Raw genomic sequence first — 19,823 nt, forward strand, 5'->3', positions numbered from 1 at the left:
GGCGCGCCTGTTCCCATCGCCTGCCTGCCAGGAAAGCCATGTCCGATACCGACACCATCCAGACCGACGCCCTTGCCCGCATAGCCGCTGCTGCCGATCCGGCGGCGCTGGAAGCCCTGCGGGTGGAATTCCTGGGCAAGCAGGGCACCATTACCGCCCTCCTGAAGACGCTGGGCCAGATGGGGCCGGAGGAGCGGCTGGAGAAGGCCCCCGCCATCCAGGCCCTGCGTGAAGGCGTGGCCGGTGCCCTGGCGGATCGCAAGGCGGCGCTGGATGCCGCCGCGCTGGAAGCCCGCCTCGCCAGCGAGACGCTGGACCTGACCCTGCCTGCGCCCGATTCTCCGCGCGGCACGGTGCACCCCGTCAGCCAGGTGATGGACGAGCTGGCCGAAATCTTCGCCGACCTAGGCTTCGCCGTCGCCACTGGTCCGGAGATCGAGGACGACTGGTACAACTTCACCGCGCTCAACATGCCCGAAAGCCACCCGGCGCGGGCCATGCACGATACGTTCTATTTCCCCGATGCGGCTCCCAAGGGTGGCAAGATGCTGCTGCGGACGCACACCAGTCCGGTGCAGATACGCTCGATGATGGCGCACGGCGCACCGCTGCGAATCATCGCCCCGGGCCGCGTCTATCGCAGCGACAGCGATGCCACCCACACGCCGATGTTCCACCAGATCGAAGGGCTGGTGATCGACCGGGACATTCACCTGGGCCACCTGAAGTGGACACTGGAAACCTTCCTCAAGGCCTTCTTCGAGAAGGAGGACATCGTCCTGCGTCTGCGCCCCAGCTATTTCCCCTTCACCGAACCCAGCGTGGAAGTGGACGTTGGCTTCGCCATCGAGAACGGCAAGCGCGTGCTCGGCGGTAGCGGGGACGCGCCCGGCCACGGCTGGATGGAGCTGCTGGGCAGCGGCATGGTCAACCGCAAGGTGATCGAGATGTCTGGCCTCGACCCGGACGAATGGCAGGGCTTTGCCTTCGGCGTGGGCGTCGACCGGCTTGCCATGCTGAAATACGGCATGGATGACCTGCGCGCCTTCTTCGACGGCGATGTCCGCTGGCTGGCGCATTATGGCTTCTCCGCCTTCGACCAGCCCACGCTGTCCGCCGGTGTGGGAGCACGCGCATGAAGTTCTCGCTCGAATGGCTGAAGTACTTCCTCGACACCGATGCCTCGGTGGCGGAGATCAGTGCTACCCTCAACGCCATCGGCATCGAGGTTGAGGGGATCGAGGATCCGGCGGACAAGCTGGCCGGCTTCCGCGTGGCGCGCGTGCTCACGGCAAGGCCGCACCCCGATGCTGACAAGCTGCAGGTGCTCACCGTCGATACCGGCGAGGGCGATCCGCTGCAGGTGGTCTGCGGCGCGCCCAATGCGCGCGCGGGCCTGGTCGGCGTGCTGGGGACGGCTGGTGCTGTGGTCCCGGCCAACGGCATGGTGCTGAAGCAGAGCGCCATCCGCGGCCAGGAATCGAACGGCATGATGTGTTCCACGCGCGAGCTGGAGCTGGGCGATGACCACGATGGCATCATCGAACTCCCTGAGGATGCACCGGTGGGCACGCCTTTTGCCCAATACCAGGGCGCCAGCCCGGTGTTCGACGTGGCGATCACCCCCAACCGGCCCGATTGCATGGGCGTCTATGGCATTGCCCGCGATCTGGCTGCGGCGGGCCTCGGCACGCTGAAGCCGCTGCGCGACGACAAGATCGAGGGGACCTTTCCCTGCCCGGTAGAAATCCGCACTGACGATCCCGATGGCTGCCCGGCCTTCTATGGCCGCGTGATCAGGGGCGTGAAGAACGGCCCGTCGCCGGAGTGGATGCAGGCCCGCCTGAAGGCCGCCGGCCAGCGCCCGATCAGCGCGCTGGTCGACATCACCAATTACATGATGCTGGCTTTCGGCCGGCCGGCGCACGTCTATGACCTGGCCAAGCTGACCGGCCCTGTGGTTGCCCGCCGCGCGCAAGACGGTGAGCAGGTGCTGGCGCTGAACGAGAAGACCTACACGCTCGACCGCACCATGACGGTGATTGCCGACGAAGCCGGCGTGCATGACATCGCCGGGATCATGGGCGGCGAGCATTCCAGCGTGCAGCCCGAGACCACCGACGTGCTGCTGGAAATCGCCTATTTCAATCCGGAAACCATCGGCGTGACCGGCCGCAAGCTAGGCCTGGCCACCGATGCCCGCACCCGGTTCGAACGCGGGGTGGACCCGGCCTGGCTCGATGGCGGACTGGATGGCCTGACCAGCCTGATCCAGCGGCTGTGCGGGGGCGAGGCAAGCCACGTCATGCGCGCCGGTTCGCCCCCGAGCGTCGCCAAGGTGGTGCAGTACCACCCGGAACTGACGCAGAAGCTGGGCGGGGTGGCCGTGGACGAGGCCGAACAGCGCCGCATCCTGGCCGCGCTCGATTTCACCGTCTCGGATGATTGGCAGGTCACCGTGCCGCTGCGCCGGCATGACGTGGAGGGTGCGCCCGATATCGTCGAGGAAGTGGTCCGCATCCACGGCATCGACAAGGTCGCCAGCGTGCCCCTGCCGCGCGGGGAGGGGGTGGCCCGGCCCACCGCCACGCCCCAGCAGCAGATTGAGCGCCGCCTGCGCCGTGCTGCTGCCGCGATGGGCCTCAACGAAGCGGTCACCTGGTCGTTCATTTCCGAGCGCGAGGCCGCTGCCGTGGGTGGCGGGCGCTGGGTGCTGGACAACCCGATCAGCGAGGACCTGAAGGTCATGCGCCCCTCGCTGCTGCCGGGCCTCCTATCGGCCGTGCAGCGGAACATGGATCGCGGGGCCACCAGCGTGCGCCTGTTCGAGATCGGCCGCCGCTATCTGGAAGATGGCGAGCATCCCACGCTGGTTGGTGTCCTGGCGGGCGAGCGCGTGGCGCGTGGCTGGAGCCAGGGCAAGGCCGCGCCGTTCGACGCTTTCGATGCCAAGTCGTTGTGCCAGGCGCTGCTGGCCGAGGCGGGCGCGCCGGTTGACAAGCTGATGGTGATGGAGCCGATCGGCGATGTCTATCACCCCGGTCAGGCAGCCACTCTGCGGCTGGGCCCGAAGAACGCGATTGCCAGCTTCGGCGCGATCCACCCGGCCACGCTGAAGGCCTTCGGGATCGACGTGCCGGTGGTGGCTTTCGGCATCCACCTCGATGCCATTCCCGCCCGCAAGAGCGCCGGCTTCGCTCGCCCGCACTTTGCCCCGCCGCCATTGCAGGCGGTGACGCGCGATTTCGCCTTCCTGGTGCCGGCGGACCTGCCGGCGGGGGACCTGCTGCGCGCGGTGAAGGGTGCCGACAAGGCCAACATCGTTGATGCGCGGATCTTCGACCTGTTCGAGGGGCAGGGCGTGCCGGAAGGGCAGAAGTCGCTCGCCGTCGAAGTGACGCTGCAACCGGGCGAGACGAGCTACAAGGAGGCCGACCTCAAGGCCATTGCCGACAGGGTGGTGGCGGCGGCGGGCAAGCTGGGCGGGGAACTGCGTGGCTAGCCGATGATCGAGCGCTTTCTCGAGCCCATTCGGGATTGCCTGCTCGATCCGCTGTACGGCTCGTACATGGCGGTGGTCATCCCGGGTGACCTCGATCCGTTCGAGCGGCATTATGGCGTGTCGATCCATCTCGATGCCGAGCTTCGACTGGCCCGGGCGGGCACCAGCGATGGCGGCGGGACACTGTATTTTGAAGCCGATGATGAGAGCGACGAGGACGAGCAATCCTTTACGATCATCGACATCGATGCAACGGATGTTGCCCGGACACGGGCCATCTTGCGCCTGCACCTGCCCGAACTCGGCGTGCCCGACGGGACGCTGATCCAGTTCGGCCAGCGCGAAGACCGGCTGGAGCACGGGCAATGGCTGCTTGACCAGCCGCGTACTGTACCCGATCCGTTTGACTGAATGACCGATCCCATCACCATCACCAGTGGCAACCTCACCGCGCGTATCGATCCGCTGGGGGCAGAACTGGTTTCGTTGCGCGAAGCCGATGGCCGCGAGCTGATGACCTCCGCCGATCCCGCGCACTGGACCGGCCACGCGCCGCTGCTGTTTCCCATCGTCGGCCGGCTGAACGGCGACGTGCTGCGGCTGGACGGGCGTGAGTACCCGATGAAGCAGCACGGCTTTGCCCGGCGGCTGGAATGGGAAGTGCTGGGCGCGGGCGAGGATGCGGTCACTTTCGTGCTGCGCGACAGCGCGACGACGCGCGAGACCTATCCCTTCGCCTTCGACCTGGCGGTGCTTTACGAGCTTGAAGGCACGACACTGACCACCACCGTGCGGGTGGGTAATACCGGGCCGGAGGACCTGCCCTTCAGCTTCGGCTTCCACCCCGCCTTCGCCTGGCCCCTGCCGTTCGGGCAACCGCGCGATGAACACCGCATAACATTTGAGCGCGAGGAAGGTCCCGAGGTTGTCCGGCTTGAGGGTGGTTTGATCGCCACACAGGTTCCCTCGCCCCTGCAGGTTCGCGATCTGCCTTTGTCGGATGCGCTGTTCACCAACGATGCGTTGGTCTGGGCCCCGGTCGCCTCGCAGGAGGTAACCTACGGAGCCGCTGAAGGCCCGCGCCTGCGCATCGCCTTTCCGGACACGCCATACTTGGGCATCTGGACCCAGCCTGGCGCGCAGTTCGTTTGCATCGAGCCGTGGCACGGCCATGCCGATCCCGCGGGTTTCAGCGGCGATTTCCGCACCAAGCCCGGCGTCATCACCCTGCCGCCGGGCGACGAATGGCGCTGCACGATGAGGGTGACGCTGGAGGCGTGACCCGCTAGAGGCGCGGGCATGACGTCCAATCGCCGCACCTTTGCCATCATCTCGCACCCTGACGCGGGCAAGACCACGCTGACCGAAAAGCTGCTGCTGCAGGGCGGCGCGATCCATCTGGCGGGCGAGGTCAAGGCCCGGGGCCAGGCGCGGCGTGCGCGGTCGGACTGGATGAAGATCGAGCAGCAGCGCGGCATCTCGGTCACCTCCAGCGTGATGACCTTCGAGAAGAACGGCATCACCTTCAACCTGCTCGACACGCCGGGGCACCAGGATTTCTCGGAGGATACCTACCGCACGCTGACCGCGGTCGATTCGGCTATCATGGTGATCGACGCGGCCAAGGGCATCGAGCCGCAAACGCTGAAGTTGTTCGAGGTCTGCCGCCTGCGTTCGGTGCCGATCATCACCTTCGTCAACAAGGTGGACCGTGAAGGACGCGACCCGTTCGAAACGCTGGACGAGGTGGCGGACAAGCTGGCGCTCGACGTCAGCCCGCAGATGTGGCCGATCGGCATGGGTGGCCTGTTCGAGGGGCTGCTGGATTTCCGCACCAACGCGGTGGCGCGACCGGAAGGCGCCTCGCGCGAATACCTCGGCAAGCGCGACCAGGATGCGCCGATCCCCGACCAGTACGCCGAGGAAATCGAGCTTGCGCGCGGCGGCTATCCCGAATTCGACCTCGAAGCCTATCGCCACGGTGACCTGACGCCGGTTTATTTCGGCTCTGCCCTCAAGAATTTCGGGGTCGAGGAACTGATCGACGCCATCGCCCGCTTTGCCCCGCCGCCGCGTCCGCAGCCTGCTGGCGATGTCGAGATCAACCCCGACTATAACGAAGTGACCGGCTTCATCTTCAAGGTGCAGGCCAATATGGACCCCATGCACCGTGACAGGATCGCCTTCATGCGGCAGGTATCGGGCACGTTCAAACGCGGCATGAAGCTGGTGCCATCGGGGCTGGGCAAGCCGATTGCGATCCACAGCCCGATCCTGTTCTTCGCGCAGGATCGCGAGCTGGCCGATACGGCCGAGGCGGGCGACATCATCGGCATTCCCAACCACGGCACGCTGCGGGTGGGCGATACCCTCAGCGAGAAGAACCAGGTGCGCTTCACTGGCCTGCCCAACTTCGCGCCGGAAATCCTGCGCCGCATCGCGCTGGTCGATCCGACCAAGACCAAGCAGTTGCGCAAAGCGCTGGATGACCTGTCCGAAGAGGGCGTGATCCAGGTTTTCTACCCCGAGATCGGCAGCCAGTGGATCGTCGGCGTGGTGGGCCAGTTGCAGCTTGATGTGCTCGTCTCGCGGCTGGAGGCAGAATACAAGGTGGAGGCGCGGCTGGAGGCCAGCCCCTTTGCCACCGCCCGCTGGCTGAAGGGCAGCGATGCCGCCCTGCGCACCTTTGCCGAGTTCAACCGGCCGAACCTGGCCAAGGACCGCGATGGCGACATGGTGTTCATGGCCAGGAGCCCGTGGGACGTGAACTACCAGCAGGAAAAGAACCCCGAATTGACGTTCAGCGCCACCAAGGAGAGGTGACAAGGTGCCGGCCGGGCCATAACGTAGGCCTATGGCCGAGTTCTTCGATGAGGTGCTGCCTGCGCACCGGGCGATGATCGCCGCCCAGCCGGTGTTTTTCGTGGCCACCGCCTGCGCCGAGGGCCGCATAAATCTGAGCCCCAAGGGTTACGATGCGTTTCGGGTGCTCTCGCCCACCCGCGTTGCCTGGCTGGACCTGGGCGGCTCCGGCAACGAGACCAACGCGCATCTGTTGGCAGATGGTCGCATCACGCTGATGTTCTGCAACTTCAATCAGCCGGCGCAGATTCTGCGCATCTATGGCCGGGGCGCCCCGGTGCTGCCGTGGGAGCGCGGGTGGGATGAACTGGCGGCCCACTTCAAGCTGCTGCCGGGAACGCGGCAGATCTTCGATATTGCGGTGGAGGGCGTGCAGACGTCTTGCGGCTATGGCGTGCCGCAGATGAAGCTGGAGCGCGAGCGGCCCACGCTGGTGAAGCATCATGCGAAGGCTGATCCGCAGGAGTGGGCCTGGAAGCACCGCACCCGACGGCACAGTATCGACGGCCTGCGCACCCGCACCACCGATCGCTTCATTGCCGGAACCCTGCCCGAAGGCATGGATTAGACGTGCTGCCAGCCGCCATGCAGATCACCTTCGCCAGCTATAACATCCACAAGGCCGTGGGGGTTGACGGTAAGCGCGACGCAGACCGGATCATCCGCGTGCTGCACGAGGTGGGGGCCGATGTTGTCGCCCTGCAGGAGGCCGATCGTCGCTTCGGCGAGCGCGAGACCGTGTTGCCCCGCGCCTTGCTGGAGGAAGCCCAATGGCAGGTGGTACCTGTCGCCGAGCGCGCCCGCTCGATCGGTTGGCACGGCAACGCCCTGCTGGTTCGCCGCGGAATCGAGGTGCTCGATGCGGACCGCATCGCCCTGCCGGCGCTGGAGCCGCGGGGCGCGGTGCGGGCCCGCTTGGGGCTGGAGGGCATGGAATTTTGCGTGGCGGGGATGCACCTTGATCTGTCAGGCCTGCTGCGCAAGCGGCAGATCGAGACCGTGTGCCGGACGATGGACGAAGCAGGGCCTTGCGTGCTTCTGGGCGATCTCAACGAATGGTCGTTGCGCGGCGGGTCGCTGGCTGCGTTCGGAAAAGGCTGGGAGGTGCTTGCCCCGGGCCGGTCATTCCCCGGCACCCGCCCGCTGGCCCAGCTCGATCGGGTGGTCCACTCGCCGCACTGGCAGGTCAGCGAGTGCCAGGTGCACCACAGCGCGCTGGCAGTGGCGGCATCCGATCACCTGCCGGTAAAGGCTTGCCTCACTCTCTCTGCCTAAATTTTGGGCACTTGCCCAAGATTCCGGCGCTGCACTGCACCATGAATCGCTGCTGAAGAGGTTAACGCAGGGTAAACCCGCAGGCAGGGGGAATTGGCACGGCCTTTGCATTGCTTATCCCGGCCGGGGTTTCCGCCGGTAAAAAGCAACAGGGGTCCATGATGAAATTCATCATTGCCATCATCAAACCGTTCAAGCTCGATGAAGTGCGCGAAGCGCTTGGCGCGCTGGGCGTTGCGGGCATGACCGTGTCCGAGGTCAAGGGCTTCGGCCGCCAGAAGGGCCAGACCGAGATTTATCGCGGCGCAGAATATTCGGTGAATATGCTGCCCAAGGTGAAGATCGAGATCGCCGTCAGCGACGAGCTGATGCCCAAGGTTGTCGAGACCATCCAGCAGACCGCCAGCACCGAAAGCATCGGCGACGGCAAGATCTTCGTGCTCGACCTCATGTCGACCACCCGGATCCGCACCGGCGAAACCGACGATTCCGCGCTGTGACAAGGGGTAACACAATGATCCGCAAACTCGTTTACGGCATCGGGGCGCTCGGTTCGTCCATGCTGATGGCCTCTGCGGCCTTCGCCCAGGAAGTGGCCGAGGCGGTCGCTCCCGTTCCCAACCCGGGCAACAACGCCTGGATGATGACCTCCACCGTCCTCGTCCTCCTGATGATCCTGCCGGGCCTGGCCCTGTTCTATGGCGGCCTGACCCGTTCCAAGAACATGCTCTCCACCATGACCCAGATCGGCGCTACCGCGGCGCTGGCTATGCTGGTGTGGGTGATGTGGGGCTATGGCCTCGCGTTTGGCCCCGAAGGCAACGAATACATCAGTTGGGGCAAGTTCTTCCTGGCTGGCGTGACCCCGGATTCGACCGCGGCCACCTTCACTGACGAGGTGATCTCCGAATACGTCTTCATCTCGTTCCAGATGACCTTCGCCGCGATCACCGCCGCGCTGGTGCTGGGCGCGGTGGTTGAACGGATGAAGTTCGCCGCCACGATGATCTTCGTGATCGTGTGGCTGACCATCGTCTACTTCCCGATCGCCCACATGGTGTGGGAAGCCCGCGGCGTGTTCTTTGCCATGGGTGCGCTGGACTTCGCTGGCGGTACCGTGGTGCATATCAATGCCGGCGTCTCGGCGCTGGTTGCCGCCTTCATCCTGGGCAAGCGTCGTGGCTACCCGACCGAGCCGATGGCTCCGCACTCGCTGACGCTGACCATGGTCGGCACCGGCCTGCTGTGGGTGGGCTGGTTCGGTTTCAACGCCGGTTCGGCGCTTGAAGCCAACGGTTCGGCCGCCCTGGCCATGATCAACACCTTCGTTGCCACGGCGGCTGGCGGTATCTTCTGGATGCTGACGGAGAAGCTGATGGGTCACAAGGGATCGGCCCTGGGCTTCTGCTCGGGCGTGATTGCTGGTCTCGTCGCGGTGACGCCGGCGGCCGGCAACTCCGGTCCGTTCGGTGCCATCGTCCTGGGCGCTGTCGCTTCGATCATCTGCTACTTCTTCGTAGCCAAGGTGAAGCCGAAGCTGGGCTATGACGACTCGCTGGATGCCTTCGGCATCCACGGCGTGGGCGGCATCGTCGGCGCGCTGGGCACCGCCATCGTGTTCGCTCCCTCGTTGGGCGGCCCGGGCGGCGAGGACTACGTGATCGGCGCGCAAATGATGACCCAGATCTTCGCGGTCGTCGCCACCATCGTGGTGTCCACCATCGGTACCGTGATCGCCATCTACATCGCCAAGGCGCTGACCGGCCTCCGGGTTTCGGAAGAGGAAGAGGTCAACGGCCTCGACATCTCCGAGCACGGCGAGCGCGCCTACAACTGATAACCAGCTTGGCGGGACCGGACCTCCTCTCCTCTCCCCCGGTCCCGCCTCCAGACGTTCCTCCTGCGAACGCACAAACTTTGGGCCGGAGCATCACGCTCCGGCCCTTTTTTGTTGCCTGCGACGGGGGGAGGTGCCCATGATGCGCGGATCGAAAAGGCCGCGCCTGCCGGCCATGCCAATAGACGGGGGTCATCCATGAAGCTGGTCATTGCAGTCATCAAGCCCTTCAAGCTCGAAGCCGTGCGCGAGGCGCTGTCGCTTGCGGGGGTGGCCGGGCTTACCGCGACCGAGGCCAAGGGCTTCGGTCGGCAGAAGGGCCAGACCGAGATCTATCGCGGGGCGGAATATGCCATCAACATGTTGCCCAAGGTGCGGCTGGAAGTCGCCACCAGCGATGAAATGGCCCCCAAAGTGGTGGAGACGATCCGCAACGCGGCCAACACCGACACGATCGGCGACGGCAAGATCTTCGTCCTGGACCTGCCCGAAGCGATCCGCATCCGGACCGGTGAGACCGGAGAGCTCGCGCTCTAGGTTCAGGCCGGGGCGGAACCGCGCGCCTGGAGCTAAGCGGTTGCACGCATTCGGTTCGTTCCGACGCAAAGGCCGGCATCCTGTTGCATTCGCGCAACACAACAGGGGGGCTAGGGCGCAAATCGGCCAAAATGAGCCATTGCCCGGGACGAAACTTCGCCGACCGTTCACATTTCCGTGCTTTGCCCGGGAACGTAAAGGCGACTAAGTGATAATCACTTTGCATTTGGCCAATTACTGGCGGTTGCCAGAGATTGCGTCAGCAACTATGAAGCCAATGCAGGTTCAAAGGGGAATATGAAAATGCGAAAGATAGCGCTCTGCCTTGGCGTTGCGGCAACGGCCCTCGCGGCCCCCGCAATGGCCCGGGATGGCCAGGGTTACTTCGGTGTCGATGTCGGTGCCGTTTTCCCGAACGAATATGATTCCACCGTCAATGGCATTTCGGATGCCGTGGTCACCAGCTCGGAAACCGGCTGGGAACTGGGTGGCGTGCTGGGTTATGACTTCGGCGTGATCCGTACCGAGCTGGAAGGCTCGTACAAGGAGTTCAATCCGGACGAGATTTCGTCGCCGGTCGTCGGCCTGCCCGGTGGTGCCGTGGCTGCGCAGAACAACGTCCTGCGTCGCGGCACCTTCGTTGCTGACGGCGAGCATCGCCTGACCAGCGCTTTCGCCAACGCGCTGCTCGACTTCGGCGGCGATGACAGCATCGGTTTCTCGATCGGTGGTGGTTACGGCCACGTGTGGTTCAATGGCGAGAACGCCATCGCGTCCACCGGCCCGGGCTACTTCGACGATTCCGATCACACCTGGGCCTGGCAGGGCATTGCCGCTCTGCGCATCCCGGCGAGCGAAAACTTCGACGTCGGCCTGAAGTACCGTTACCTGAACACCAACGAGTTCGACATCGTTGACTCGCGTGGCCGGGCAACCAGCTTCGACCTGGCGACCCACTCGGCGCTGATCAGCCTGATCCTGAACTTCGGCGGTGCCGAAGCTCCGCCGCCGCCGCCGCCGCCGCCACCGCCGGAGCCGGAAATCGAGGTGCCGCTGACGAGCGAGGACCTGACGGAAGTACCCGAGGTCGACGTGCCGCTTGACGCGGCAAGCACGGCCGCGGCCGATGCTGCCTTCGGGATCGATTTCCCCGATCTGTTCAACGCGCCCGCCGTGGACAACCAGGGGCTGGTGGACGATCCCGTCACCAGCGGCGGCGAAGGGTCCGAAGAGGAAGACGACAATGCAGGCTGATCGCCCTCGCCGCGCCACCATGTTTGGCCGCCTGGCTGCCGGCCTGCTGGCCGTGCTGGCCCCCCTGGCCCTGCCTCAGCAGGCGGCATCACAGAGCGTGGGCCTGCGCGATTCGGTGCCTATCGGCAGCAACGGCCTTTGCGAGGCACAGATCCAGACCCCGCGCCCGGGACAGGGCCTGTTCGACCGCTCCTACCAGGTCGTCTGCCGCGATGCGGCGTCCGCCGTAGGCTCGCTGCAGGTGCTGGGCAGCGGCAGCTTCGAGGCCGCCCTGGCCCAGGCGACCGGGGCCGATGCCCAGTGCCGCGATGGAGATAGCGCCAGCCTGCCCCAGGGCCTCAGCGAAGCGCGCAGCCTGGTCTGCACCCGCCCGGGCAACCCGGTGGAGCGGCTGGTGCTGGTGGGCCGCAGCGGCGGGCGGATCTATGCCGCCAGCGGCCTTGCCGTCTATCGTGATGCCCTGCGGCTGGGGCTGACCACTCTGGCCACCGACCGGCAGGTGGCCGGCACGGTGGAGGTGCCGCTGACCCAGGCAGCCGATCCGCAGGCCTTTGCCCGCGCCCAGGCCGAGGCCATTTCAGAGCAGACCGCGCTGGACGAGGCCTATCGCCGGTCCAACGCGGGCAACTTTGCCGAGGCGGCGGAATTCTTCACCGTCTCCGCCAGCACGCTGACCGGGCGCAGCGCCACCGAAGCGCAGTTGAACGCCGCCCTGCAGCAATCGAACCTCGGCAATTTCACGCAAGCCCGCCAGCTCTTTGCCGAGGCTGCCCCCGGCACGCGGACCGATCCCGTGCTGGCCCGCCTGGCGCGCAACTATGCCGCGATCGATGCGCTCAACCGCGCCAGCCCCGCCGGCGCGCTGCTGGCGCTGGATACGCCGCTGCCCGAACTGAGCGACAGCGTGGAAGCCAGCCTGCAATTGCAGATCGACAATGCCCTGTCCGAGCGGCTGGCCGCCGAGAGCGGCGGGGCCCAAGTGGGCGGGCGGCTGACCGTGGCCGAGCGCATCGCGCTGCTGGATGCCCAGGGCACCTACCTGCGCGCCTCGGCCCTGCGCCGCCAGGGCGACACGGCCAGCGCCGATGCCGCGCTGCGCCAGGCCTATGGTTCGATCCTGGCGGTGCGCGAGGGGCGCGTGGTGTCCATGCTGTGGCTGCGCGCGCAGATCCTGGGCGAACTGGCCGACCAGGCCGAGAGCCGGGGCAATATCGCCGAAGCCGAGGCCCTGCACGGCGAAGCTGGGGCCATGGTGGAGCGGACCTATCCCGCCTCCCCCGCCCTCGTCACCGCGCGCGGGCAACTGGCCGGGCTCTATGCCCGCACCGGCCGCACGGCGGAGGCCACGGCGCTCTACCGCACCATGGTGGCCGACAGCGAGGGCACCCCGCCCGCCAGCACCCGGCGCCTGTTCGCGCCCTATTTCCGCCTGCTGGCAGAGCAGGGCACGCAAGCGGCGGCAGCTGACCTGTTCCTGGCCAGCCAGCTTCTCCAGCGGCCCGGCCTGGCGCAGACCCAGGCCGTGCTGGCGCGCGAGCTATCCGCCGGCAGCGACGAGGCGGCGCAACTGTTCCGCCAGTCGATCAACCTGACCCGCGCGGTTGAAGTGCTGCGCGGCGAGCAGGCCCAGGCCGCCGACCGGGCCGCGCAGGGCGTGCAAGGGGCCGCGACGCTGCTGGCCGAGAAGACCACCGCGCTGGAGCAGTTGCGCCAGCGGCAGCTCGAAGTGCAGCAGGCCCTGGCCGCCTATCCCCGCTACCGCGCGGTCAGCGATCCGGCCATGACGCTGGCCAGCCTGCAGCAGGCGCTGCGACCGGGCGAGGCCTACCTGAAAGTGGTGATGCTGGACGAGTCCGCCTATGCCCTGATGGCCAGCCCCGATGGGGCGCAGGCCTGGCGCCTGTCCGTCCGCCCGGCGGAGATCACCGCGATGGTCGCCACCCTGCGGGATTCGATCGCGGTTGAGGAAGGCGGCCAGACGATCACCTATCCGTTCGAGATCGCCACCGCGCGCAACCTGGCCAAGGCGCTGTTCGGCCCCGCGCTGGATCGGCTGGGTGACGTGCGCCACCTGGTGTTCGAGCCCGATGGCGCCCTCCTCAGCCTGCCGGCCAACCTGCTGGTAATGGATGACGCCAGCGTCGATCGCTACCTGGCCCGCATCGCGGACCCGGAAGCCGACCCTTATGACTTCCGCGGCACGGCCTGGCTGGGCCGGGCGATGGAGGTAACCACCGCCGTCTCCCCCGCCGCCTTCGCCTCGGTGCGGCAGGCCCGCGCCTCCGATGCCCGCGGCGAGTACCTGGGGCTGGGCCAGAACCTGCCCCTGGTACCGGGAAGCACCGCCGCACAGGTTGCGGGAACGCGCGGCGGCGCAGCCGGACCGGATGCGGCCCGCTGCACCTGGGGCAGCGGCACCTGGAACAACCCGATCTCCGCTGCCGAGCTGCGCACGGCCAGTTCGCTGCTGGGTGGTGACAGCCGGAGCGTGGAAGTGCTGACCGGCGGCGAGTTCACCGACAGCCGCCTGAAGGCGATGGACAATCTCGACGAGTTCCGCATCCTCCACTTCGCCACTCACGGGCTGGTCACCGCGCCGCAACCCGGCTGCCCGCCGCGCCCCGCGCTGCTGACCAGCTTTGGCGACCAGGATTCGGATGGCCTGCTGACCTTCGGCGAGATCTTCGACCTGTCGCTGGATGCCGATCTCGTCATCCTCTCGGCCTGCAACACCGCCAGCACCGGGGGCCTTGCGGCCAGCCGCGAGGCGGGCGTGACCAGCGGCGGCGACTTCGCGCTGGACGGGCTGGTGCGTGCCTTCGTGGGCGCGGGCGGGCGCACCGTGGTCGCCAGCCACTGGCCGGTGCCAGATGACTACAACGCCACCGGCCGCCTGATCGCCGGCTTCTTCCAGGCCCAGCCCGGCGTGGCCATCGGCGAGGCGCTGCGCCAGGCGCAACTGGCGCTGATGAACGATGCGGAAACCTCGCACCCGTTCTACTGGTCGGCCTTCGCCGTGGTGGGTGACGGCGCGGCCGCCCTGCGCCGGTAACATGGCCCTCTGAAAGGGTTGAGATTGCGCTCAAGACAGGCTTGCCGTTTGCAGGCCGCCCTGGGTGCAATATCGCCCCATTCAGCGCCCCCAGTCCTCGTTCGCCCGGGCAATCAGGTACGCATGGATGGCGTTCACATCCTCCTCGCTGACGATGTCGGCGAAGCTGGCCATGCCCTTGTCCAGGTAGAGCCCCTCGCGCACGATGCGGTTGAACAGGCCGTGGGTTTCGGCGGTCATGTGGCGCAGGTCCTTGACCCCGCCGATGGCGTTCTGCCCGTGGCACACGGCGCAGGCCTGGCCGAACAGCTCGCGCCCGCGCGCAACCTGTGCCTCGCTCGCGCGCAAGGGCGGCGGCTCGGGCGGGGCACTGGCCTGCGGCGGCAACGGAGGCAACTGCCCGGTGCCGCCCAGGCGGAAGACCAGCAGGCGTGCCGGGGCGCGCGGCATCTCGATCCCCGCCCCGCGCTCGATCTGCGCCGCCCCGCCGCCCCAGCCGGCGTTGATGGCGATGTACTGCACGCCGTCCAGCTCATAGGTGATTGCGCCCGCCACCGGGGCGCTCTGCGTGGGGTATTCCCACAACTGCTGCCCGGTGCGCGCGTTGAAGGCGGCAAAGGTCTGCCGCGTGGTGCCTTCGAATACCAGGTCGCTGGCGGTCACCATCACCCCGCCGTTGCCGTGGCGGGGCAGCGGCACCTGCCAGGCGATCTCGTTGTTCACCGGGTCCCAGGCGGTGAGATAGGCCCGCTCGAGCTCGTTGGCGTCTGCCAGCAGTTGCGCGGCGTGCGGGTTGCCGAACCCGGCCCAGCCGCTGTTGCTGCGCATCGGCTGTGGTTGCCAGTCCCGCTGCAGGCCATAGACGAAGGCGCTCTGGTAAGCAGGGAAATAGGCCAGGCCCGTGCGGGGCGAGAAGGCCATGGGGAACCAGTTGTGCGCGCCGCCGGGCCCCGGGGCGACCATGCGCTGGTCCTCGCCATAGCGCACGATGTCGGCCGTGATCGGCCGGCCATCGGCCTCGAACCCCAGGTTCCAGTTCTGGAACACGTGTGCGCCGGCGTGGATGAACTCGCCCGTGGCCCGGTCCAGCACATAGAAGAAGCCGTTCTTGGGGGCCTGCATCAGCACCTGCCGGATGCGCCCGCCGATCTGGAGGTCGGCCTGGATCATGGACTGGGTGCAGGTCCAGTCCCACTCCTCGCCGGGGTTCATCTGGTAGTGCCAGCGGTATGCGCCGGTGGTGGCATCCAGCGCCACGATCGAGCAGACGAACAGGTTGTCGCCCTGGTTATTGGACCGATAGAACCGGGCGTGGGGCACGGCATTGCCGGTGCCGACATAGACCAGGTTCAGCGCCGGATCATAGGCGATCGCATCCCACGGGTTGGCCCCGCCGCCCAGTTCGCGCCACAGCCCCTCGTCGCTCCAGGTGGCGCGCATCATGGCGTTGACGCCGTCCGATGCCACGCCGTCGGGCCGGTCTTCCGGGTTGGGGGTGAGGTAGAACTTCCATTCCTCCGCCCCGGTTTCCACGTTGTAGGCCGAGACGAAGCCGCGCACGCCCAAGTCGCCGCCGCTCTGGCCCACCACCACCTTGTCGCCGAACACGCGCGGCGCGCCGGTGATGGAATAGGCATAACGGCTGCCATGCTCGAAGGTGCGCGTGGTCCAGACCGGCTGGCCGGTGCGGCGGTCTAGCGCGATCAGCCGCCCGTCCAGCGTTGCGATGATCACCTTGTCGCCGCTCATCGCCAGGCCCCGGCTGACCGGTTCGCAGCAGGCCAGCCGCCCGTATTCACGCGGCGTCTGCGGGTCATAGGTCCACATCACCGCACCGGTGCGCGCGTCATAGGCGGTGGTGATATTCCACGAGAGCGTGTTGTAGAGCACGCCATCGGCATAAAGCGGCGTTGCCTCCACCCCGCGATAGGTGTCCAGGTCCGCATACCAGGCCAGGCCAAGCTGGCCCACGTTCTGCCGGTTCACCTGGGTCAGCGGGCTATAGCGCTGGGCGGTATAGTCGCGCCCGTCGCTGGGCCAATCGCCAGGCGCGGGGTTGGCCAGTGGATCCGCCGCGCGGGCCGGTGTTGCAGCAGCGATCGGTGCCTGCGCCGTGGCCGCACAGCCCGCAAGCACCAGTGCCAGTACGGTCACCGTGGAACACAGAACGGCACGCATGTTGCTGTGACCTTTCATCTAATACCCTTAACCCTCAATCTGTTACGCCGGATCTGCCCGACCGTGTGTGTGACCTTTCGCGGGGCCCGTGTTCCATGACCCTGCCCGGCGACGTGATAGTCCTGCTCGCAACCGCCGGGTGTAGAAAAGCCCTATTCCTGCGGCGGCAAGGCGATGGCTTGCGTACCGTCCGCCTGCCGCCCCACCCCCAGCGCCTCCATCTGCGCCGCCGTGCCGGGCGGCGCGTGATAGGCGCCCACCGTGCCCACATCGGGCCGGAAAGGCTCGCCGGTTACCGGGTTGGGATAGTGGAACGGGGCGATGTAATAGGCCGGATAGGTCAGGTAGACCGTGCTGGGCGGCAGGTCCGGCGGCGGGTTGAACTTGTCGGGCCAGGTGTTGTTGAGCGCGTTCTCCCCCCAGCCCTGCCAGTTGGTGTACATGGTGAAGGGGCCGGTCAGCCGCTTGATGCGCCACACCCCGTCCGCGCCCTTCTCGAACTCGTCCTCGTAAAGGGGCAGGCCCCAGCCGCCGTTGCTCATCACGAAGGCGCGGCCGCGCAGCCAGCCGGTTTCGCCATCGGGGCTGGTGTTGACCACGGTCTGGAACTGCATGTGGTTGGCCAGCACGCCGGGATTGGCCCCGTCCGGGCCGAAAGCGGTCTGCATGTATTCCAGCACGCGATCCCGCCCGACGAAGATGCCCTTGCCGCCGATTTCCAGCGTGGCATCCTCGGCAAACAGGTTGGCAAGATGGGTCCACTGGCCCTTGTCGACGAAGTAGCCATAGGCGCGCTGGAGCCGCTCGATCTGGTTCAGGTCTTCCAGCCAGGTAATGCGGGCGTCTAGGGCGTCCAGCGTCCCGTCCACGCCGGTATCCTGCGCGGCGGCGGGAACGGCTGCGGCAAGTGCCAGACAAGCGAGGATTATCGAACGCATCGTCACTCCCTCCCCGCAATATCGTCGCGCGGCTGCACCAGCTCGATCGGCTGGCCGGTTACCGGGTGCGGATAACTGAACGGCGGAATGTATTGCGCCGGATAGCTGCGATAGACCTCAGTCGGTGGCTCGTCCGGCGGGAACAGGGCGCTGGGGCCTTCCATCTGCGTGGCGCTGCGCATCCAGCCAAGATCGTAATCGGTCTGCGCCATCGGATAGAAGTGCAGGCTGGATATCAGCCACGTGGCCCCTTCCTTCACATACCGGTTCTCGTAGACCCCCACGCCCCACTGGCCGTTCACGCCTGGCTCGGCCAGCATGACCATGCCCTGCCAGCGCGCCGTGGCGGTCTGCCCGTCAGGCGCGACGGTAATGATCGCCTGCAACTGCATGTGGTTGTTGAGGCGGCCGGGCGAGAGGCCTTCCGGGCCGAACAGCAGCAAGGCGCGCCGGATCCGCTCACGCCCGATATAGACGCCGCGCTGGCCATATTCGAACCGCCCGTTGCGGCTGAACAACGCCGCCACCTGGGTCCACAGGCCCTTGTCGAAGTAATAGCCATAGGTGGCCTGGAGCAGTTCGATCTGGTCCTGGTCCTCCAGCCGCTCCACCCGCTCGCGCATCTGGGCGAGACGCTGCTCGGGCGTGGCGCTCTGGGCGAAGGCAGGTTGGGCCAGCGCCAGCGCGATCAGGGCAAGGAGGCGCTTCACTGTACCGCCCTCCCCGTAACCGGATGGGGCGCGCTGAACGGCGGCACCTGCACGGCGGGAAACGGCGCGGGGGCGGCGGTAAAGGGCCGGTCCGGCGGGAAATCGACGCTCGCCTGGCTGCGCGCCAGCCCCTCGCCTTCATCCAGCCGCGCCCACCCTTGGGCATAGGGGGCGACGAAGTTCACGTAGAGGTGCAGCGAGTTGATCTTCCATACCCCGCCCTCGCGAACATAGGTGTTCTCGTAGATCCCGTCGCGCCATTCGGCGTGGCTGCGATACTGCCCCAGCATCCCCAGGTCGCGCCAGCGGGCCGTGGCGCTCATGGCATCATCCGCCACCACGATGGCCGGTTGCAGCGTGACCCATTCGTTGAGCTGGCCGTAGACCAGCCCCTCCTGGCCGCCATGCAGCCGGCGCAGGTATTCCTCGATCCGCTGCGGCCCCTGGTAGACCCCGTCGGCCCCGATCTCGATCGTGCCATCGGCAGCGAACAGCGTGGCGGCATCGGCCCACAGCCCGCGATCAACATAGAAGCCGAAGGCGCGCTGCAGGTTGCGGATCGCGCGGCTGCCTTCCAGCACCTCCACCCGGCGGGTGAGCGCGGCCGCCTCGGCCCGGACCTGCGTCTCGCTCATCTGCGCCACGGCGGGCACGGGCACGGTGAAGAGAATTGCAGCAAGCAGCAGGCGCATCACTCACCCCCCGGAATAGCGACGTTGCGGACCACGAACGGCCCCGGATCCTGCCCGGCTTGCGGGCCGAACATGAAGCGCAATTTGCCCTCGGGATAGAAGGCGCGGCCGCCCACGGCGGTGACGGCGCTGGCATAGTCGATGCCATCGGCCAGCACCGCGATCTCCGCCCGGTCGCCTTCGATGGTGACCAGCGCGATCAGCCCGGCGTTGCCCTCGCTCTGCAGGAAGCGGTTGCCGCCCAGCGCGCGCAGGCCATCCGGCCCGCCCATCGGGCGCGAGGGGGTCAGCACCGTTGCCCCGGCGAAGTTGCCCGCCGCATCGCGGTTGGCGCGCACCAGGTTGTTGCGCTGGATGGCGTTGAGGTAAAGCTGCCCGTCCCCGCCCCACACAATCCCGTCAGCCGTCGCGAATTCCGGATCGCGCGCCCACTCGGTGAAAGTTGCACCGCCATTGGCCAGCTTGAGGATCCGCCCGCCCATCATCTCGCTGGCATAGACCGCGCCATCGGGGGCCACAGTCATGTCGTTGCACATGGCGGGCCCTTCAATGGCAAGCGGATAGCTGGCCACCAGCGCGCCATCGGCCAGCCGGAAGCTCTTGATCGCCGGTGCGCCGCCGTCACCCTGCCGGGGATTGGAGCAGACCCACAGCAGGCCGCGCCTCTCGTCCGCCAGCACGCCGAACACGGTGGCCAGGCCGTTGGCGACATCGGGCACGATGAACGGCTGCGCCACGCTGTCCCCCGCCCGCGCGCGGAACACGGTGCCGGGATTGCTGCCGATGTAGATATGGCCCGCCGCATCGCTGGTGATGCTTTCGGGGAACAGCCGCTCGCCCGGTAACACGATTTCAGGCGGCGCGGCATCGGGCACGCTGGCGCAGGCGGCAGCGGGGGCCAGCAGCAGGCTGGCCAGCAAAGGCCGCAGGGTGATGGACTTGGACAACGGATTCTCCCTCTCCGTAACGGCCGTTATAATCGCTTG

At 67.1% G+C, this 19,823-nt stretch carries 17 protein-coding genes; 12 read left to right on the top strand and 5 right to left on the bottom strand.

Annotated elements, in window-relative coordinates; all coding sequences use genetic code 11:
• The first annotated feature begins 38 nt into the window (after nucleotides 1-38).
• From pheS to GRI99_RS03320, 12 genes are all read left to right on the top strand, one after another.
• Nucleotides 39-1,139: a phenylalanine--tRNA ligase subunit alpha gene (gene pheS, locus GRI99_RS03265; protein ID WP_160770539.1), complete on the top strand. Its 1,101-nt coding sequence runs from the start codon at nucleotides 39-41 to the stop codon at nucleotides 1,137-1,139.
• Nucleotides 1,136-3,502 carry a phenylalanine--tRNA ligase subunit beta gene (gene pheT / locus GRI99_RS03270; protein WP_160770540.1) on the top strand — a complete coding sequence of 789 codons (2,367 nt, stop codon included), beginning with the start codon at nucleotides 1,136-1,138 and terminating at the stop codon, nucleotides 3,500-3,502. The genes pheS and pheT overlap by 4 nt, the downstream gene beginning before the upstream one ends.
• A gap of 3 nt (nucleotides 3,503-3,505) precedes the next feature.
• On the top strand, nucleotides 3,506-3,913 hold the full coding sequence (locus tag GRI99_RS03275; protein WP_160770541.1) for a hypothetical protein: 408 nt from the start codon (nucleotides 3,506-3,508) through the stop codon (nucleotides 3,911-3,913).
• The gene (locus GRI99_RS03280; RefSeq protein WP_160770542.1) at nucleotides 3,914-4,783 is read left to right on the top strand and encodes an aldose 1-epimerase family protein; all 870 of its coding nucleotides are present in this window, start codon (nucleotides 3,914-3,916) and stop codon (nucleotides 4,781-4,783) included.
• A gap of 18 nt (nucleotides 4,784-4,801) precedes the next feature.
• On the top strand, nucleotides 4,802-6,325 hold the full coding sequence (locus GRI99_RS03285) for a peptide chain release factor 3 (RefSeq protein ID WP_160770543.1): 1,524 nt from the start codon (nucleotides 4,802-4,804) through the stop codon (nucleotides 6,323-6,325).
• Between the two features lie 31 nt (nucleotides 6,326-6,356).
• Nucleotides 6,357-6,932, top strand: coding sequence for a pyridoxamine 5'-phosphate oxidase family protein (locus tag GRI99_RS03290; protein WP_160770544.1), 576 nt, complete (start codon nucleotides 6,357-6,359; stop codon nucleotides 6,930-6,932).
• Between the two features lie 2 nt (nucleotides 6,933-6,934).
• Entirely contained in the window at nucleotides 6,935-7,639 is a 705-nt protein-coding gene (locus tag GRI99_RS03295) for an endonuclease/exonuclease/phosphatase family protein (protein ID WP_337192843.1), read from the top strand.
• Nucleotides 7,640-7,800: 161 nt separating this feature from the next.
• The gene (locus tag GRI99_RS03300) at nucleotides 7,801-8,139 is read left to right on the top strand and encodes a P-II family nitrogen regulator (RefSeq protein ID WP_160770861.1); all 339 of its coding nucleotides are present in this window, start codon (nucleotides 7,801-7,803) and stop codon (nucleotides 8,137-8,139) included.
• Between the two features lie 14 nt (nucleotides 8,140-8,153).
• Nucleotides 8,154-9,476: an ammonium transporter gene (locus GRI99_RS03305; protein WP_160770545.1), complete on the top strand. Its 1,323-nt coding sequence runs from the start codon at nucleotides 8,154-8,156 to the stop codon at nucleotides 9,474-9,476.
• Between the two features lie 198 nt (nucleotides 9,477-9,674).
• On the top strand, nucleotides 9,675-10,013 hold the full coding sequence (locus GRI99_RS03310; protein ID WP_160770546.1) for a P-II family nitrogen regulator: 339 nt from the start codon (nucleotides 9,675-9,677) through the stop codon (nucleotides 10,011-10,013).
• Between the two features lie 303 nt (nucleotides 10,014-10,316).
• Complete coding sequence (locus GRI99_RS03315) at nucleotides 10,317-11,267, top strand: outer membrane protein (protein ID WP_272917375.1); 951 nt, start codon at nucleotides 10,317-10,319, stop codon at nucleotides 11,265-11,267.
• Nucleotides 11,257-14,319: a CHAT domain-containing protein gene (locus GRI99_RS03320; protein WP_237438082.1), complete on the top strand. Its 3,063-nt coding sequence runs from the start codon at nucleotides 11,257-11,259 to the stop codon at nucleotides 14,317-14,319. The genes GRI99_RS03315 and GRI99_RS03320 overlap by 11 nt, the downstream gene beginning before the upstream one ends.
• 81 nt (nucleotides 14,320-14,400) lie before the next feature.
• Here the strand turns inward: GRI99_RS03320 and GRI99_RS03325 are convergent, their stop codons facing one another.
• The 5 genes from GRI99_RS03325 to GRI99_RS03345 form a co-directional block, all read right to left on the bottom strand.
• On the bottom strand, nucleotides 14,401-16,497 hold the full coding sequence (locus GRI99_RS03325) for a PQQ-dependent dehydrogenase, methanol/ethanol family (RefSeq protein WP_160770548.1): 2,097 nt from the start codon (nucleotides 16,495-16,497) through the stop codon (nucleotides 14,401-14,403).
• A 152-nt stretch (nucleotides 16,498-16,649) separates the two neighbouring features.
• The gene (locus GRI99_RS03330; RefSeq protein ID WP_160770549.1) at nucleotides 16,650-17,435 is read right to left on the bottom strand and encodes a nuclear transport factor 2 family protein; all 786 of its coding nucleotides are present in this window, start codon (nucleotides 17,433-17,435) and stop codon (nucleotides 16,650-16,652) included.
• Between the two features lie 2 nt (nucleotides 17,436-17,437).
• Nucleotides 17,438-18,145, bottom strand: coding sequence for a nuclear transport factor 2 family protein (locus GRI99_RS03335; protein ID WP_160770550.1), 708 nt, complete (start codon nucleotides 18,143-18,145; stop codon nucleotides 17,438-17,440).
• Nucleotides 18,142-18,837, bottom strand: coding sequence for a nuclear transport factor 2 family protein (locus GRI99_RS03340; protein ID WP_160770551.1), 696 nt, complete (start codon nucleotides 18,835-18,837; stop codon nucleotides 18,142-18,144). Before GRI99_RS03340 ends, GRI99_RS03335 begins: the two co-directional genes overlap by 4 nt.
• Nucleotides 18,837-19,784: an SMP-30/gluconolactonase/LRE family protein gene (locus GRI99_RS03345; protein WP_160770552.1), complete on the bottom strand. Its 948-nt coding sequence runs from the start codon at nucleotides 19,782-19,784 to the stop codon at nucleotides 18,837-18,839. Before GRI99_RS03345 ends, GRI99_RS03340 begins: the two co-directional genes overlap by 1 nt.
• Nucleotides 19,785-19,823: the final 39 nt, after the last annotated feature.

The organism is Alteraurantiacibacter buctensis (assembly GCF_009827655.1).
Lineage (GTDB): Bacteria > Pseudomonadota > Alphaproteobacteria > Sphingomonadales > Sphingomonadaceae > Alteraurantiacibacter > Alteraurantiacibacter buctensis.